The organism is Pseudomonas sp. FG43 (genome assembly GCF_057809175.1).
Window position 1 is genome coordinate 259,683 of record NZ_JBMDJL010000003.1, and the last position, 14,635, is coordinate 274,317.

Below are 14,635 nucleotides of genomic sequence, written 5' to 3' on the forward strand. Positions count from 1 at the left end.
CCCCAATATCTGTAGGAGTTCGTTAGACATGCTGCATTTGTCCCGCCTCACCTCGCTGACCCTGGCTATCGCCATCGTTATTGGCTCGCCTCTGGCCCAAGCGGCCGAAAAAGCCACGCCAGCACCAGCGCCAGCAGCTGTCGCGCCCGCCAACGCCAAGGCGCCGCTGCCGCTCGATGAGCTGCGCACCTTCGCCGAAGTCATGGATCGGGTCAAAGCCGCCTATGTCGAACCTGTGGACGACAAGACCCTACTGGAAAACGCCATCAAAGGCATGCTCAGCAATCTTGATCCGCACTCGGCCTATCTCGGGCCAGAGGACTTCCAGGAGTTGCAGGAAAGCACCAGCGGCGAGTTCGGCGGCCTGGGCATAGAGGTTGGCGTCGAGGACGGTTTCGTCAAAGTGGTTTCGCCCATTGACGACACTCCGGCCTCCAAGGCGGGCATCGAGGCAGGCGACCTGATCGTCAAGATCAACGGCGCACCGACCCAAGGTCAGACCATGCAGGAAGCGGTCGACAAGATGCGGGGCAAGATCGGTGAAAAGATCACCCTGACGCTGGTACGCGATGGCGGCACGCCATTCGACGTGACGCTGGCGCGGGCCACCATTCAGGTCAAGAGCGTCAAGGCGCAGATGCTGGAGAACGGCTACGGCTATATCCGCATCACCCAGTTCCAGGTCAAGACCGGCGATGAAGTCGGCAAGGCGCTGGCCAAGCTGCGCAAGGACAACGGCAAGAAGATGAGCGGTCTGATCCTCGACCTGCGCAATAACCCTGGCGGCGTGCTGCAATCGGCGGTTGCCGTGGCGGATCACTTCCTGACCAAGGGCCTGATCGTCTACACCAAGGGCCGTATCGCCAACTCCGAACTGCGCTTCTCCGCCGACCCGGCAGACGCCAGCGAAGGCGCGCCTCTGGTGGTGTTGATCAACGGCGGCAGCGCCTCGGCCTCGGAGATTGTCGCCGGCGCCCTGCAGGACCAGAAACGCGCCATCCTGATGGGCACCGACAGTTTCGGCAAAGGCTCGGTGCAGACCGTCCTGCCGCTGAACAACGACCGCGCCCTGAAGATCACTACCGCGCTGTACTATACGCCTAACGGTCGCTCCATTCAGGCTCAGGGCATCAACCCGGACATCGTTGTGCGCCGCGCCAAGGTCACCAATGAAGCGGACGGCGAGAACTACAAGGAAGCCGACCTGCTCGGTCACCTGGGTAATGGCAACGGCGGTGCCGACAAGCCGACCGTCAAGGGCGGCGCAGCGGCCAAGGCCCGTCTGCAGGATGAAGACTACCAGCTCAATCAGGCCCTCAGCCTGCTCAAAGGCCTGAGTATCACCCGCGGCAACTAAGGCATGCGTTTTCTCTCATGCCTGTGGCTGGCTCTCTCGCTGATCGGTGTTGCCCATGCAGCACCCGACAGCGAGAAGGCCAGGCCGTCCTCCGCCTATCTGAGCCTGATCATCGACGATCTGGGCCAGAACCCGGCGCGTGACAGTCGCACCCTTGCCCTGCCCGGCCCCGTGACGTTGGCGATCATGCCCGACACGCCTCATGCCACCGACTTCGCCAGACAGGCACACGCTGCCGGCAAGACCGTCATGCTGCACATGCCAATGGACCCGGCAACCGGGCCGTATGCCTGGCATCCCGGCCTGCCGTTGCCGGAGCTTGAAAGCCGACTGAGCACAGCACTGCTCAAGGTGCCTTATGCGGCGGGCATCAACAATCACATGGGCAGCCGCATGACCAGCGAACCAGTGGCCATGGCCTGGCTCATGGAAGAATTGCAGCGGCGGCACATGTTCTTTGTCGACAGCCGCACCAGCGCCAAAACCGTTGCGGCAGCCGCGGCACAACGTATCGGCCTGGCCAGTGTGTCCCGCGATGTATTCCTGGACGATGAGCGCACAGCCGATGCCATTACCCGGCAATTGCAGATCGCGATCAAACTGGCCCACAAACAAGGATCGGTGGTCGTCATAGGCCATCCTTATCCTGTAACCCTGGATGTCCTGGAGCGGGAACTGCCCAGGCTCAAGGCGCAGGGCATCGAGTGGATCGAGCTGCGCCACATGATCAGCGAGAGGGGCAATAAAGCCATGGCCGGGCACGGAAAAGATGGCTTGTACCGCTGACTCCCGTCCTGACCGGCTTCGACTTTTCCACACTGGCTGTAGGCTCCGCCTGCTTTAAATGTCTCCCGCCGTTACTGCCTTGATAACAGCGTCAGCCCCCGATTAAAGGGACTGATCTCCATGTCGTTATCAAGGAAGAAACATGAATCTCAGCATTTTCACTGCCGCGTGCTGCATCGTCAGCCTGCTGTACTTGCCCGGCCATGCCACCGCCCACGATCATGGCGAAGGCCTGCTTGCTCTTGCCCCGTCCAGAGTCCTGCTTAACGCGGACGGCCAGAACAATCGCTGGAACGGCATCGGTCGCATCAAGAGCCGAAAAGGTTCGCACTGCACTGCGACGTTAATCGATACACGCAGCAGCGGCAGCCCGGTCGAAGCGCCTGCCTATCTGCTTACCAATGGCCACTGCATCTCCCGACGCAACGGGCTCATCATCACCGATGCTGAAATCGAGGGCACGGTCGAGTTCAACTTTTTCACTGACAGCACTGTGTACAGCTATCCACTGAAGCGTGTGCGCTGGAGCAGCATGCAAGGCGTGGATCTGGCGATTGTCGAGTTGCAGCCGACGCTCGGGGAACTGATCGCTGACGGCATCCAGCCACTCAGGCTCACCAACCAGATGCCGGAAGATGGCCGCGATATCCTGTCGATTGGCGCCCCTCTCTATATAGGCACAGGCCATCTGCGCATGGCGGCATGTGTTCATCAATCTTCGGGGGAAATCCTGCAACAGCCCTGGGTCTGGCGCCACACGGTCAGCAATCAGTGCAAGGACATCGCCAAGGGCTCATCCGGGAGCCCTTTGCTGACCCGTGACACCCTTGAAATGTTCGCGGTATTGAATCTCACCAACCAGCCATCACCAGAGAGCTTTGCGATTGAACGTGGCATGGAGTTTCCACCCGGCTTCCCGCCACAGGCGCCCGACAGTAACTTTGGCAGCCCGGTCACCCGCCTGAACGAATGCTTTATCGACGGCGTGCTCAACACCGATCCCCAGCAGTGCAGGCTATTTCCTGCACACTCGATCATCTTTGAAAAACCACCCAGGCAATACGTAAAAGTGCGGCTGGACGCACAGGGTAATGAGGTTTATCCGGGATGGAATCTGAAATTCACTGTGGATAAACCCTTCTATCGCTACAAGAAGGTCGATTCGCCACTGCAATGTGAAAACCCGGTGGGCTACAGCCACACCATCGCCTCGCAGGACGCCAGCATTGATGACCCTGTCGACCGACAGATCGGCATCAACTGGCTATGTATTGTCGGGGTATCGTCAGCCGATGAGCGACCCAGCCACGGCATGATGCGCAACACACTGACACTGGCTGTGGAGTTGCAAGCAGCAGGCCCGACAAGCGAGCCGCGAGTGTATATCGAAAAGAACCGGTTCGGTTCTTATGAGATCAACTGGCTGCGTGATTCCGGTGGCCTGATTGACCGCTACACCGTGAAGATCGGCCCTCCCGCGAAAACAGACTGCGCCGACCCGCAAGGTTTCAAAAGGCTCTTGGGCAGCAATCTGGTGCTGCGCAGGAAATCACTGCCAATAAAAATCTGCACCTACGCCCATGATGTCAACGGCCAGCGCTCCAGCGTGCGCGAGGACATTGTGTCCGTGACCGAGTGAGGCGTTATTGATAGCGCGCCTGAACCTTGTCGACCCAGCCTTCGGCGCGCATTTCATCCAGCTTCTTTTGCAGGCGTGCGACAACGTCGTCGGACGTATCCTTGTTCAACGCCAGAAACAACTCGGCTTTATGGAAGCGCAAGACCGTCTTCAAACCAGTGATGCCTTCCTGCTTGGCCAGATAGCGGCCTACAGGATCGGCGGTGGCCCACAGATCGATCTGGCCATTGACCAGTTTTCTGGCGTTGTCCTGATCACGCAGCATCAAAACAGGGTTGAAGCCCTGGAGAGTCAGGCTTTGGGCGACCGCATCACCTTTATAGGCGCCGACCTGATAAGCCTTGGCCTGCTCCAGATCGGTCAGGGCAATCGTGCTGTCCTCACGAGCCAGCAGGACCCAGTCAACCGGGCCGATGGGGCCAACCCATTTGAATAGTTTTTCCCGCTCGGGCGTACGGACGGTGGAGAACACGCCATAACCGCGCTTCTCCAGCGCAAGCTTGTAGATACGCTCCCAAGGAAAACGCAGGGTCAGGTTGTAGCCGATACCGGCGCGCTTGAACATCTCGCGCACGATCTCGACAGCGATGCCATCGAGGTTGTTTTCCTGGGCGAAGTTCTTGCCATCGACCGCCATGTTGTAAGGCGGATAGTTTTCGGTCAGCAGAACAATCGAAGAGGCCGGCGCGTCACTGCCCCGAGCGCTGAAACTCAGAAGAGTACTGACACCGATCAGTGCAAGAAAAAGACGTTTGAACATATTTCGGCACTCGATCATGACAAACCCGTGCAGAGTGCCGTGATCCCATGACAGTGTCTAGCTCGGCACTTTGCAATGTCGCTTTCAGATACCTGAAACCAGAAGCTTCATGGCAGGCGGGCAAGGACTTGCCCGCCTGTGCATCAGCGAACGACGATACCGCGCTGGGCCATGTAGGCCTTGGCTTCAGGCACTGTGTATTCGCCAAAGTGGAAGATGCTCGCCGCCAGAACAGCACTCGCATGCCCTTCAATGACACCGGCAGCCAGATGCTCAAGGTTGCCGACACCACCGGATGCAATCACAGGAATCCCCAGCGCATCGCTGATCGCACGGGTAACGCCCAGATCGAAACCGTTTTTCATGCCGTCCTGATCCATGCTGGTCAGGAGGATTTCACCGGCGCCCAGGTCTTCCATCTTTTTCGCCCACTGAACGGCGTCCAGACCGGTCGGCTTGCGGCCACCGTGGGTAAAGATTTCCCAGCGCGGAGTTTCGCCCGGCAGGGAAACCTTCTTGGCATCGATAGCGACCACGATGCACTGCGAGCCGAAGCGTGCAGCGGCTTCGCCGACGAACTCCGGGTTGAACACTGCCGCCGTGTTGATCGATACCTTGTCGGCACCGGCGTTCAACAGGTTGCGGATGTCCTGAACGGTACGCACACCACCGCCGACGGTCAGCGGAATGAACACCTGGCTGGCCATGCGCTCGACGGTATGGAGCGTGGTATCACGGCCATCGACGCTGGCGGTGATATCCAGAAAGGTGATTTCGTCAGCACCTTGCTCGTTGTAGCGACGAGCAATTTCCACCGGATCGCCCGCATCGCGGATGTTCTCGAACTTGACGCCCTTGACCACTCGACCGTTGTCGACGTCCAGGCAAGGGATGATGCGTTTGGCCAGAGCCATGGGGTTATCTCCGATAACAGCAGTTGCAAGCGGCAAGTTTCAAGCCGCAAGACAAAGCAGATCTGCTTCAGCTTGCGGCTTGCAGCTTATGGCTTGAGGCTCTCCAGATCACAGAGCGCCTGCGCCTCAGCCACGTCCAGCGTCCCTTCGTAGATCGCACGGCCGGTGATGGCGCCGATGATGCCAGGGGCCTTGGCGTCCAGCAGGGCCTTGATGTCGCCCAGGTTGTGGATGCCACCGGAAGCGATCACCGGAATGCGGGTCGCGGCGGCCAGCGCGGCGGTGAACGGGATGTTGCAGCCCTGCATCATGCCGTCTTTGGCGATATCGGTATAAACGATAGCCGAGACGCCATCAGCCTCGAAACGCTTGGCCAAGTCGATGACCTGTACGGTGCTGACTTCAGCCCAGCCGTCGGTGGCGACGAAACCATCCTTGGCGTCCAGGCCAACGATCACTTTGCCTGGGAATGCACGGCAGGCTTCAGCCACGAACTCGGGTTCCTTGACTGCCTTGGTGCCGATGATGACGTAGCTCACGCCCGCCTTGACGTAATGCTCGATGGTTTCCAGCGAGCGAATACCGCCACCGATCTGGATCGGCAGTTGCGGGTAACGCTTGGCAATGGCAGTGACAACCTCGCCATTGACTGGCTGACCTTCAAACGCACCGTTCAGGTCGACCAGATGCAGACGGCGGCAACCACCGTCGACCCACTTGGCAGCCATGCTTACCGGATCATCGGAAAACACCGTGGAATCTTCCATACGGCCCTGGCGCAGACGTACACAGGCACCGTCTTTAAGGTCGATCGCGGGAATAATCAGCATACTTTTTCCTTCGTCAAAAGAGCGGCAAGCTTCAAGCGTGCGTGTCTATCAAATTCAATTCTTGCAGCTTGAAGCCTGAAGCTTTCAGCTGCTCTTTTCGAGCGACCACAGATCGCTTTCGATGCTCTCGAACCGCTCCTTGAGGAGCTGCTGAGCATCGAAAACCGCTCGATTGTAATAGTGCGGGGCAATCTCGCTGGTAAAGAACTCAAGCACTTCGGCCACTTCAAACGACCCCAGCTCCATTTCGAAGCGCTGCGAAAACAACCGCTTCAGCTTGTCGATGGCCTGCTGCTCCTGCTCAGGAGTGAGGGTGAGAATCGGCGGCTTGGTCCTGGCTTTACTCATGGCGATTACCAGCGACCGTCCCAGGCAACGAAGTTCTGCAGCAATTGCAGGCCATGGGTATGGCTCTTCTCGGGATGGAACTGCACGGCAAAGCGCGAACCGTCCGCAAGGGCTGCGGCGAAATCGACGCCGTAATGCCCACTGCCCACGACCTGACGCGGGTTGGCCGCCTGGATATAGAAGCTGTGGACAAAGTAGAAGCGCGCCCGATCTGGAATGTCGTGCCACAGCGGGTGATCTACCGCCTGGGTCACTTCGTTCCAGCCCATGTGCGGCACTTTCAGGTGTTCGCCCTGCTCTTGCAGGTCCTTGCCGAAGAACTTCACCTGGCCGGGGAACATGCCGATGCAGTCCACGCCGTTGTTTTCTTCGCTGCGATCCAGCAAGGCCTGCATGCCGACACAAATGCCGAGGAAAGGACGATCCTTGCTCACTTCACGCACCAGCGAATCGAACTCCAGGCGGCGGATTTCAGCCATGCAGTCGCGGATCGCGCCCACACCCGGAAACACGATGCGGTCGGCTTCGCGAATGACTTTGGCATCGCTGGTGATCTGCACACGGCCTGCGCCAACATGCTCAAGCGCCTTGGCGACCGAGTGCAGGTTGCCCATGCCGTAATCGATGACAGCAACCGTCTGCATCAGAGCACACCCTTGGTCGAAGGCATCTGCCCGGCCATACGCTCATCCAGCTCTACCGCCATGCGCAGCGCGCGACCGAATGCCTTGAAGACGGTTTCGATCTGGTGGTGAGTGTTGGTGCCGCGCAGGTTGTCGATGTGCAGGGTCACGTTGGCGTGGTTGACGAAGCCCTGGAAGAATTCCTGGAACAGGTCCACGTCAAAGCCGCCGACCACGGCGCGGGTGTAAGGCACATGCATTTGCAGGCCAGGACGACCCGAGAAGTCGATGACCACACGCGACAAGGCTTCATCGAGCGGCACATAGGAATGGCCGTAGCGACGAATACCCTTTTTATCACCGATGGCCTGGCTGAATGCCTGGCCCAGGGTGATACCGACGTCTTCCACTGTATGGTGGTCGTCGATTTCCAGGTCGCCTTTGCACTCGATATCAAGGTCGATCAACCCGTGCCGGGCGATCTGGTCGAGCATGTGCTCAAGGAAAGGAACACCGATATCGAATCGGGCCTTTCCGGTGCCATCCAGGTTGATCGAGGCTTTGATCTGGGTTTCCAGGGTATTGCGCTCGACGGATGCCTTACGTTCGGCCATCACCAGCTCCGCAAAATCATTGGGCGAAAAAGGTGACCATTATAGGCCCAGATGCGGCCGGCATGAAGCAAACAGACGAGGGGAAGGCAAGATGATGGCTGTTTATGGGGCTTGAGGGGGCAAAATCGACGATTTCACGCCCCTCAAGCCTGCTGACACCAGCCTCGGGATGGCTTTATGCAGCGGCTGCGGTAAACAGACTGCCGAGCGCATCGCAGAACTTGCCGATATTCGCCTCGTTCAACCCGGCCATGCACACACGGCCACTGCGCACCAGATAAACGCCATGCTTCTCACGGAGTTCATCGACCTGCTCAGGCGTCAGGCCGGTGTAGCTGAACATTCCGCTCTGGCGAAGAATGAAACTGAAATCACGGCCCGGGACTTTCTGCTCCAGTGCCGTCACCAGCTTCTGACGCATGTCGATGATGCGCAGACGCATGCCTTCCACTTCACTCAACCACTCGTCGCGCAGTTGCGGGGTGTTGAGCACCTTGGAGACGACATACGCGCCATGAGCAGGCGGGCTGGAATAGTTGCGACGAACGGTCGCCTTGAGCTGCCCCAGCACATTGGTGGCTGAAGCCACGTCTTCGCAGACGATGGACAACCCGCCGACTCGCTCGCCATAGAGCGAGAAGATTTTCGAGAACGAGTTGCTGATCACCGTGGTGATACCCGCGCTGGCCATCGCTCTGATCGCGTAGGCATCTTCATCCATGCCTTTGCCGAAGCCTTGATAGGCCGTATCGAGGAACGGAATGAGCTGGCTGCTCTTGATCTGCTCGATCACAAGGTCCCACTGCTCGACCGACAGGTCGGCGCCTGTCGGGTTGTGGCAGCAAGGGTGCAGCAACACGATGCTGCGTGCCGGCAAGGTTTTCAGCTTGCCGAGCATGGCCTCGAAGTCCACGCCACCGGTGCGCGAATCGAAGTACGGATAGGTGTGGACCTTGAAGCCCGCGCCACCGAACAAGGCGTGGTGATTTTCCCACGTCGGGTCGCTGACCCAGACCTGGGAATCCGGGAACGCATACTTCAGGAAGTCCGCACCGACTTTCAGTGCGCCCGAGCCGCCAACGGTCTGGATGGTCGCCACACGACCCTCAAGCACAGCCGGATGATCGGTGCCGAACAGCAGGGTTTGCACCGCCTGACGGTAAGGGGCCAGACCTTCCATCGGCAGGTAGAGAGAAGCTGCCTTCTCGCTCTCGGCCACTTGCTGCAGGGCGCTGACAGCGGCGGCCAGAGGCGGAATGAGCCCTTGAGCGTCATAGTACAGACCGATACTGAGATTGACCTTGTCTTCACGCGGGTCCTTCTGAAAGGTTTCCATCAGCGAAAGAATCGGATCTCCGGCGTATGACTCTACGTGGGCTAGCATGCGGAACAACTCCTCTAATTAATGAATCAGGCCGAATAGCGGTCGGATCTGTGATTTTGCGCAATGATGAAATTCAGCAGCACGGCACCAGCAATGGAAGCTACCAGAGTCGGCAGGCTGATGAACGTCAGGGAAGCGATAAGCACGCAAATATCCACGCCCATCTGCAACCAGCCAGCCTTGAAACCATATTTTTCCTGAAGGTACAGCGCAAGAATATTCACGCCTCCCAGGCTGGCCCGGTGCCTGAACAGAATCAGGAAGCCCACGCCCAGAATCAGGTTACCCAGCACGGAGGCATAAAAAGGCTGCAACTGATCGATATGGATGAACAGGCCATGCTGATCGGAGAAGAAGGATACCAGCCCTACTGCACAGAAGGTCTTGAGCGTGAACAACCAGCCCATCCGACGGAAGGACAGGTAATAGAACGGCAGGTTGAGGGTGAAGAACGCAACGCCGAAAGGCACAGCAAAGGTGTAGTGGAAAAACAGTGCAATACCCGCCGTGCCACCCGTCATGACGCCAGCCTGGCGCAGCATCAGTACGCTGAAGGAGATCAGGATAGTGGCAATAACGAGGGCAAATACGTCTTCCTGGGCCGAATGACGGGTAGCAAGACTGTTGGGAGTGGCGGTGTGGGTGGTCATTATGGCGCTCAGGCATGGTCGATGAGGGTGAATGACAGCGCTCTTTATCCAGCAACGCCATGGCAACTCACGATATGAGCGCAAATCCTACACAAAGAGACCGATGTTAGCCAATAAATACATTTACACGCACACAAGTAACAATAAAAACAAAACATATGCATCATTTGCGCACACAAATATTAATTATGTGCCATTACAGTGCATCGACTTACACTGTCACAACACTGTTTTCCTTGAGGCGCTCCAGAACAACAGCCGTCTTGATATGCGCAACACTGTCGCTTGCAGTAATACACTCCATCAGGCGATTGAGACTATCGAGGTCTGCAACAGCAACCTTGAGCGTATAATCCGCATCCCCCGTCGTCTTATAGGCGTCGATGATCGAATTGAGGTCTGCAACCAACGCCTGGAATATCTCCCGGTATTCAGTGCTGTGGCTGACCAGACGGACTTCGATCATTGCCAGCACCGCGCGGCTCATGGCCTGCGGGGCGACACGGGCATGGTAGCCAAGGATCAGATGACCCTGCTCCAGACTGATTCTGCGACGAGAGCATTGCGATGCCGAAAGCCCGACCAGGTCACTAAGCTCCTGGTTGGTCAAGCGACCATTGGCCTGAAGCAGGGTCAGGATCTTCAAGTCGAAGTCGTCGATTTCATTCATTTTCATTGAGGGCAATCGCTCGTACCAAAGAGTTCCAGGCCGGGAAGCCTATCAGTTTCAAAGCATCAACAGCGACAACCCAAAGTGCATCACCAGACCACAATAGAGATGGCACCTGTCTTGCAATCGAGCCCAATCGTAAAGCCAAGATGGCCAACCAGCCGATCCGTAATCAATACTTGCAGGGATTTTCAATGACCCAATCAACGCCGCCCGATCAATTGCATCGGGGATTGAAGAATCGGCATATCCAACTGATCGCGCTGGGTGGCGCGATTGGTACGGGGTTGTTTCTAGGAATTGCTCATACCATCAACATGGCTGGCCCTTCGGTGCTTCTGGGTTATGCAATTGCAGGCATGATCGCCTTTTTCATCATGCGCCAGCTCGGCGAGATGGTGGTCGAGGAGCCGGTCGCAGGAACCTTCAGTCACTTCGCCAATAAATACTGGGGCAGCTTTGCAGGCTTCATGTCCGGCTGGAACTACTGGGTCCTGTACGTGCTGGTCGGGATGGCCGAACTGACAGCGGTCGGCGTGTACGTTCAGTATTGGTGGCCGGAAGTCCCCACCTGGGTTTCGGCAGCCGTTTTCTTCGTGATCATCAACCTGATCAACCTCAGCAGCGTAAAGCTTTATGGGGAAATGGAGTTCTGGTTCTCCATCATCAAAGTGGTCGCGATCATCAGCATGATCGTCTTCGGCGCCTATCTGCTGGCCAGCGGCAACGGCGGGCCTGACGCTGCTGTCGCCAACCTGTGGCAGTACGGCGGATTCTTCCCCAATGGCATCGGCGGGCTGGTGATGGCCATGGCCTTCATCATGTTTTCATTTGGCGGCCTGGAGCTGATCGGTATCACCGCTGCCGAAGCGCAAGACCCTCAGCGCAGCATTCCACGCGCCACCAATCAGGTGATCTACCGCATTCTGCTCTTCTATGTAGGCGCACTGGCCGTTCTGCTGTGCCTGTACCCATGGCAGAAAGTGGGTGCCGGTGGCAGCCCCTTCGTCATGATCTTCCATGCAATGGACAGCAACATCGTCGCGACCGTACTGAACGTCGTGGTCCTGACGGCTGCGCTGTCGGTCTATAACAGTTGCGTCTACAGCAATAGCCGGATGATGTTCGGCCTGGCCAAACAGGGCAATGCGCCCAAGGCGATGCTCAAGGTCAATGCCCGCGGCGTACCGGTCAATGCTCTGGCGATCTCGGCAATCTCTACCGGCATGTGCGTACTGATCAACTATCTGGTACCGGAGCAGGCCTTTAAATTGCTGATGGCGCTGGTGGTGTCAGCCCTGGTGCTCAACTGGGTCATCATCACCATTACCCACCTCAAGTTCCGCAGCGCCAAGCGTCAGGCCAACGAAACCACGCTTTTCAAAAGCTGGGGCTATCCAGCCACCAACTACATCTGCCTGGTCTTCCTGTTCGGCATTCTAGCAATCATGCTGTTCACACCGGGCATCAGCATCTCGGTGTACATACTGCCGTTCTGGCTGATCGCGCTGGGTGTGGCTTACGCCATCAAGACCCGCAACACACCTGCAACCTTCGCGGATAAATCGGCCACCCGATAAAAACAGGCCATAAAAAAAGCGCTTGCACGTCCTGTGCAAGCGCTTTCTTTTTGCCCGACTGTTTTAGTGGAACAGTACGGCAGTCTTTTGCAGGGTGACCCACACGCCCCACGCCAGAGGAATACCAACAGCCAGCCAGGCCAGGATAACAAATGGCTTGCTGCCTTCAGACGCCTTCCACTCCAGAGAAGTGGTTGCAGCAGCGCCCTTGTCATGACCGATTGCCTGTTCAGCAGCCAGTTCGGCGTCAGTCATGAAGTACTTGTCGGCAACCGGGCGAATCAGCAGGTTGCAGATGAAGCCCAGAACCAGCATGCCAGCCAGGATGTACAGCGTGATGTCGTAGGCAGCAGCGCGGGCAACGCCGTGGCTGAGCTGATATTCACGCAGGTAGTTGACCAGTACCGGACCCAGTACACCGGCAGCAGCCCATGCAGTCAGCAGACGACCGTGGATTGCACCCACCATTTGCGTACCGAACAGGTCAGCCAGGTAAGCCGGAACAGTCGCGAAGCCACCGCCGTACATCGACAGCACGATACAGAAGGCACCCACGAACAGTGCGATGCTGCCAATGTGGCTCAGGGTCGGAACCGATGCATACAGCACGAAGCCCAGGGCAAAGAACACGAAGTAAGTTGCCTTGCGACCAATGTAGTCAGAGCACGATGCCCAGAAGAAACGACCACCGATGTTGAACAGGCTCAACAGACCGGTAAAGCCTGCCGCGATGGCAGCGATTGCTTTCAGTTGATCGGCATTGAGCTGGCTGAAAGTCAGATCATTACCCAGCAACTTGCCGGCGAACACTTCCTGCAACAGTGGCGAAGCCATGCCCAGGATACCGATACCCGCCGAAACGTTCAGGCACAGCACCAGCCATACCAGACGGAATTGCGGAGTCTTCCAGGCCACGCTGACGTGTACGTGACGATTGGTGATCATCGCGTTGCTGGCTTTCTTGGCAGGAGCGGTCCAGCCTTCAGGTTTCCAGCCAGTCGGAGGAACGCGATAGCCCAGTGCGCCGCCAAGCATGAAGATGAAGTAGATCACCGCCATCACGACGAAGCTCTGCCATACACCAACGCTTTCAGCGGTAGCAAAGTAGCCCATCAGAGCGGTTGCCAGAGGAGCACCCACCATCGCGCCGCCACCGAAGCCCATGATCGCCATGCCGGTCGCCATGCCGCGCTTGTCCGGGAACCACTTGATCAGCGTCGAAACAGGGGAGATATAGCCAAGCCCCAGACCGATACCACCGATCACACCGGAACCGAGCCACATCAGCCAGATCTGGTGAGTGTAGATTCCGAGTGCGGAAATCAGCAGACCACCACACCAGCACAGAGCCGAAACCACACCGGCCTTGCGTGGGCCTGCGTGTTCAAGCCAGCCACCCCAGATGGCAGCCGAGCAACCCAGGAAGATGAAGAACAGTGTGTAGATCCAGCCCAGCATGGAGATCTGCCAGTCACAGGTCGACGAGAAGATCTGTGCAAAGAAGCCCATGTCAGGTGTACAGGCAACGGGTGCCGAGATGCCGATGGCTTTGGAAAGCGGCAACCAGAATACCGAGAAGCCGTAAGCCATACCGATACAAAGGTGGATTGCCAAAGCAGCAGGCGGGACCAGCCAGCGGTTGAAGCCGGGCTTGGCGATGATGCGTTCCTTGGACAAGAACGCAGGTTGAGCGGTAGCGCCGCCCAAAGCTGTACTTGTGCTCATTGTGATTACCCCCAGATGTGTAATGCTCGCAGGACTTATGCGCTGGTCCGCCCACAGTCTCCATGCCAGACGGCCATGACTGTTTTATCGGCGGAAGTTCCAGAGACGTGGCAAAAAGCCGCACCTGACCAGCGATGGCGAGAGACTAACACTTACCAAGGGCTGTAAGTATCGTGTTACATCAATTAATTACTTACCCAATCCATGCCATCTATGAAGTAATAGACACAATCAATTACGAACAGAGGAAATAGAATGCCGGTCTTAGTTGGGATTATTAATTCCCCCACTTATCAGGATCAGGAAGACCTGCAAAAGATATATCGCGACGCCCCGCAATGGCTGTTTTCGCCCTTCACCGATGCGGCGCAATTGATTGAAACAACGCTGAGTGACGGAACACTTCTGGCGGGACGCTTCAACGACCGGTTACTGGGCGCGGCACGCCTGGAACAGACCGGCGACATCTGGCGGCTGTCGCATCTTTGCGTGCGCGCACTCACCCGTCGACGTGGCGTTGCCGAGCGCCTTGTGGCTCATGCACAGAAATCGGCCAGGGATGCAGGTTGCGAACTACGCTTGCAGACAACCGCCGAGCTTCCTGAAGTCCTGGCCCTTGCGGCCAAGCTCAACGTGCCGCTGGAAATCGCAAATCCTACCCGCGCAGCAGCCCAAGGCATCCAAAGCCCCCGACACTCGTGAGAGCGGTATACTCGTGGGCTATTTTTTGAACGATCGATAACAAGGACTCGCCC

15 protein-coding genes are annotated in these 14,635 nt (G+C 57.6%); 5 read left to right on the top strand and 10 right to left on the bottom strand.

Annotated elements, in window-relative coordinates; genetic code table 11:
* Nucleotides 1-28 precede the first annotated feature (28 nt).
* The 3 genes from ACODS3_RS06260 to ACODS3_RS06270 all read left to right on the top strand — a co-directional run bounded on the left by ACODS3_RS06260 (nucleotide 29) and on the right by ACODS3_RS06270 (nucleotide 3,782).
* On the top strand, nucleotides 29-1,357 hold the full coding sequence (locus ACODS3_RS06260; RefSeq protein ID WP_201004089.1) for a S41 family peptidase: 1,329 nt from the start codon (nucleotides 29-31) through the stop codon (nucleotides 1,355-1,357).
* Between the two features lie 3 nt (nucleotides 1,358-1,360).
* A complete protein-coding gene (locus tag ACODS3_RS06265; RefSeq protein WP_489033770.1) occupies nucleotides 1,361-2,143 on the top strand; it encodes a divergent polysaccharide deacetylase family protein in 783 nt (260 codons plus the stop codon).
* Between the two features lie 142 nt (nucleotides 2,144-2,285).
* Entirely contained in the window at nucleotides 2,286-3,782 is a 1,497-nt protein-coding gene (locus tag ACODS3_RS06270) for a trypsin-like serine peptidase (RefSeq protein ID WP_489033772.1), read from the top strand.
* A gap of 4 nt (nucleotides 3,783-3,786) precedes the next feature.
* Here ACODS3_RS06270 and ACODS3_RS06275 read toward each other — a convergent pair whose 3' ends face one another.
* From ACODS3_RS06275 to ACODS3_RS06315, 9 genes are all read right to left on the bottom strand, one after another.
* A complete protein-coding gene (locus ACODS3_RS06275) occupies nucleotides 3,787-4,542 on the bottom strand; it encodes a substrate-binding periplasmic protein (RefSeq protein WP_201018973.1) in 756 nt (251 codons plus the stop codon).
* Nucleotides 4,543-4,685: 143 nt separating this feature from the next.
* Nucleotides 4,686-5,456: an imidazole glycerol phosphate synthase subunit HisF gene (gene hisF / locus ACODS3_RS06280; protein ID WP_201004097.1), complete on the bottom strand. Its 771-nt coding sequence runs from the start codon at nucleotides 5,454-5,456 to the stop codon at nucleotides 4,686-4,688.
* Nucleotides 5,457-5,542: 86 nt separating this feature from the next.
* Entirely contained in the window at nucleotides 5,543-6,286 is a 744-nt protein-coding gene (gene hisA, locus ACODS3_RS06285; protein ID WP_201018974.1) for a 1-(5-phosphoribosyl)-5-[(5-phosphoribosylamino)methylideneamino]imidazole-4-carboxamide isomerase, read from the bottom strand.
* A gap of 84 nt (nucleotides 6,287-6,370) precedes the next feature.
* A complete protein-coding gene (locus ACODS3_RS06290) occupies nucleotides 6,371-6,634 on the bottom strand; it encodes a DUF2164 domain-containing protein (protein WP_489033775.1) in 264 nt (87 codons plus the stop codon).
* Nucleotides 6,635-6,639: 5 nt separating this feature from the next.
* A complete protein-coding gene (hisH, locus tag ACODS3_RS06295; RefSeq protein WP_201018976.1) occupies nucleotides 6,640-7,278 on the bottom strand; it encodes an imidazole glycerol phosphate synthase subunit HisH in 639 nt (212 codons plus the stop codon).
* Nucleotides 7,278-7,871 (bottom strand): imidazoleglycerol-phosphate dehydratase HisB, encoded by a 594-nt coding sequence (gene hisB, locus ACODS3_RS06300; RefSeq protein ID WP_025262442.1) that lies wholly within the window; start codon nucleotides 7,869-7,871, stop codon nucleotides 7,278-7,280. The genes hisH and hisB overlap by 1 nt, the downstream gene beginning before the upstream one ends.
* Before the next feature lie 175 nt (nucleotides 7,872-8,046).
* A complete protein-coding gene (locus ACODS3_RS06305; protein ID WP_489033778.1) occupies nucleotides 8,047-9,255 on the bottom strand; it encodes an amino acid aminotransferase in 1,209 nt (402 codons plus the stop codon).
* Between the two features lie 26 nt (nucleotides 9,256-9,281).
* On the bottom strand, nucleotides 9,282-9,905 hold the full coding sequence (locus tag ACODS3_RS06310; protein WP_201018978.1) for a YitT family protein: 624 nt from the start codon (nucleotides 9,903-9,905) through the stop codon (nucleotides 9,282-9,284).
* A gap of 211 nt (nucleotides 9,906-10,116) precedes the next feature.
* Nucleotides 10,117-10,581, bottom strand: a complete 465-nt coding sequence (locus tag ACODS3_RS06315; protein ID WP_489033781.1) for an Lrp/AsnC family transcriptional regulator — start codon at nucleotides 10,579-10,581, stop codon at nucleotides 10,117-10,119.
* Between the two features lie 188 nt (nucleotides 10,582-10,769).
* On the opposite strand from ACODS3_RS06315, the gene ACODS3_RS06320 reads away from it, so the two are divergent.
* Nucleotides 10,770-12,155 carry an amino acid permease gene (locus tag ACODS3_RS06320; RefSeq protein ID WP_489033783.1) on the top strand — a complete coding sequence of 462 codons (1,386 nt, stop codon included), beginning with the start codon at nucleotides 10,770-10,772 and terminating at the stop codon, nucleotides 12,153-12,155.
* A 63-nt stretch (nucleotides 12,156-12,218) separates the two neighbouring features.
* Here the strand turns inward: ACODS3_RS06320 and ACODS3_RS06325 are convergent, their stop codons facing one another.
* Nucleotides 12,219-13,880 carry an OFA family MFS transporter gene (locus ACODS3_RS06325; RefSeq protein WP_201004110.1) on the bottom strand — a complete coding sequence of 554 codons (1,662 nt, stop codon included), beginning with the start codon at nucleotides 13,878-13,880 and terminating at the stop codon, nucleotides 12,219-12,221.
* A 255-nt stretch (nucleotides 13,881-14,135) separates the two neighbouring features.
* On the opposite strand from ACODS3_RS06325, the gene ACODS3_RS06330 reads away from it, so the two are divergent.
* Nucleotides 14,136-14,582 carry an acetyl-CoA sensor PanZ family protein gene (locus tag ACODS3_RS06330; protein WP_201018980.1) on the top strand — a complete coding sequence of 149 codons (447 nt, stop codon included), beginning with the start codon at nucleotides 14,136-14,138 and terminating at the stop codon, nucleotides 14,580-14,582.
* Nucleotides 14,583-14,635 lie beyond the last annotated feature (53 nt).

What these genes read in the sequence shown, in the direction of transcription:
- ACODS3_RS06260 (WP_201004089.1), top strand. Translation starts at nt 29, where the DNA reads ATGCTGCATTTGTCCCGCCTCACCTCGCTGACCCTGGCTATCGCCATC.
- ACODS3_RS06265 (WP_489033770.1), top strand. Translation starts at nt 1,361, where the DNA reads ATGCGTTTTCTCTCATGCCTGTGGCTGGCTCTCTCGCTGATCGGTGTT.
- ACODS3_RS06270 (WP_489033772.1), top strand. Translation starts at nt 2,286, where the DNA reads ATGAATCTCAGCATTTTCACTGCCGCGTGCTGCATCGTCAGCCTGCTG.
- ACODS3_RS06275 (WP_201018973.1), bottom strand. Translation starts at nt 4,542, where the DNA reads ATGTTCAAACGTCTTTTTCTTGCACTGATCGGTGTCAGTACTCTTCTG.
- hisF (WP_201004097.1), bottom strand. Translation starts at nt 5,456, where the DNA reads ATGGCTCTGGCCAAACGCATCATCCCTTGCCTGGACGTCGACAACGGT.
- hisA (WP_201018974.1), bottom strand. Translation starts at nt 6,286, where the DNA reads ATGCTGATTATTCCCGCGATCGACCTTAAAGACGGTGCCTGTGTACGT.
- ACODS3_RS06290 (WP_489033775.1), bottom strand. Translation starts at nt 6,634, where the DNA reads ATGAGTAAAGCCAGGACCAAGCCGCCGATTCTCACCCTCACTCCTGAG.
- hisH (WP_201018976.1), bottom strand. Translation starts at nt 7,278, where the DNA reads ATGCAGACGGTTGCTGTCATCGATTACGGCATGGGCAACCTGCACTCG.
- hisB (WP_025262442.1), bottom strand. Translation starts at nt 7,871, where the DNA reads ATGGCCGAACGTAAGGCATCCGTCGAGCGCAATACCCTGGAAACCCAG.
- ACODS3_RS06305 (WP_489033778.1), bottom strand. Translation starts at nt 9,255, where the DNA reads ATGCTAGCCCACGTAGAGTCATACGCCGGAGATCCGATTCTTTCGCTG.
- ACODS3_RS06310 (WP_201018978.1), bottom strand. Translation starts at nt 9,905, where the DNA reads ATGACCACCCACACCGCCACTCCCAACAGTCTTGCTACCCGTCATTCG.
- ACODS3_RS06315 (WP_489033781.1), bottom strand. Translation starts at nt 10,581, where the DNA reads ATGAAAATGAATGAAATCGACGACTTCGACTTGAAGATCCTGACCCTG.
- ACODS3_RS06320 (WP_489033783.1), top strand. Translation starts at nt 10,770, where the DNA reads ATGACCCAATCAACGCCGCCCGATCAATTGCATCGGGGATTGAAGAAT.
- ACODS3_RS06325 (WP_201004110.1), bottom strand. Translation starts at nt 13,880, where the DNA reads ATGAGCACAAGTACAGCTTTGGGCGGCGCTACCGCTCAACCTGCGTTC.
- ACODS3_RS06330 (WP_201018980.1), top strand. Translation starts at nt 14,136, where the DNA reads ATGCCGGTCTTAGTTGGGATTATTAATTCCCCCACTTATCAGGATCAG.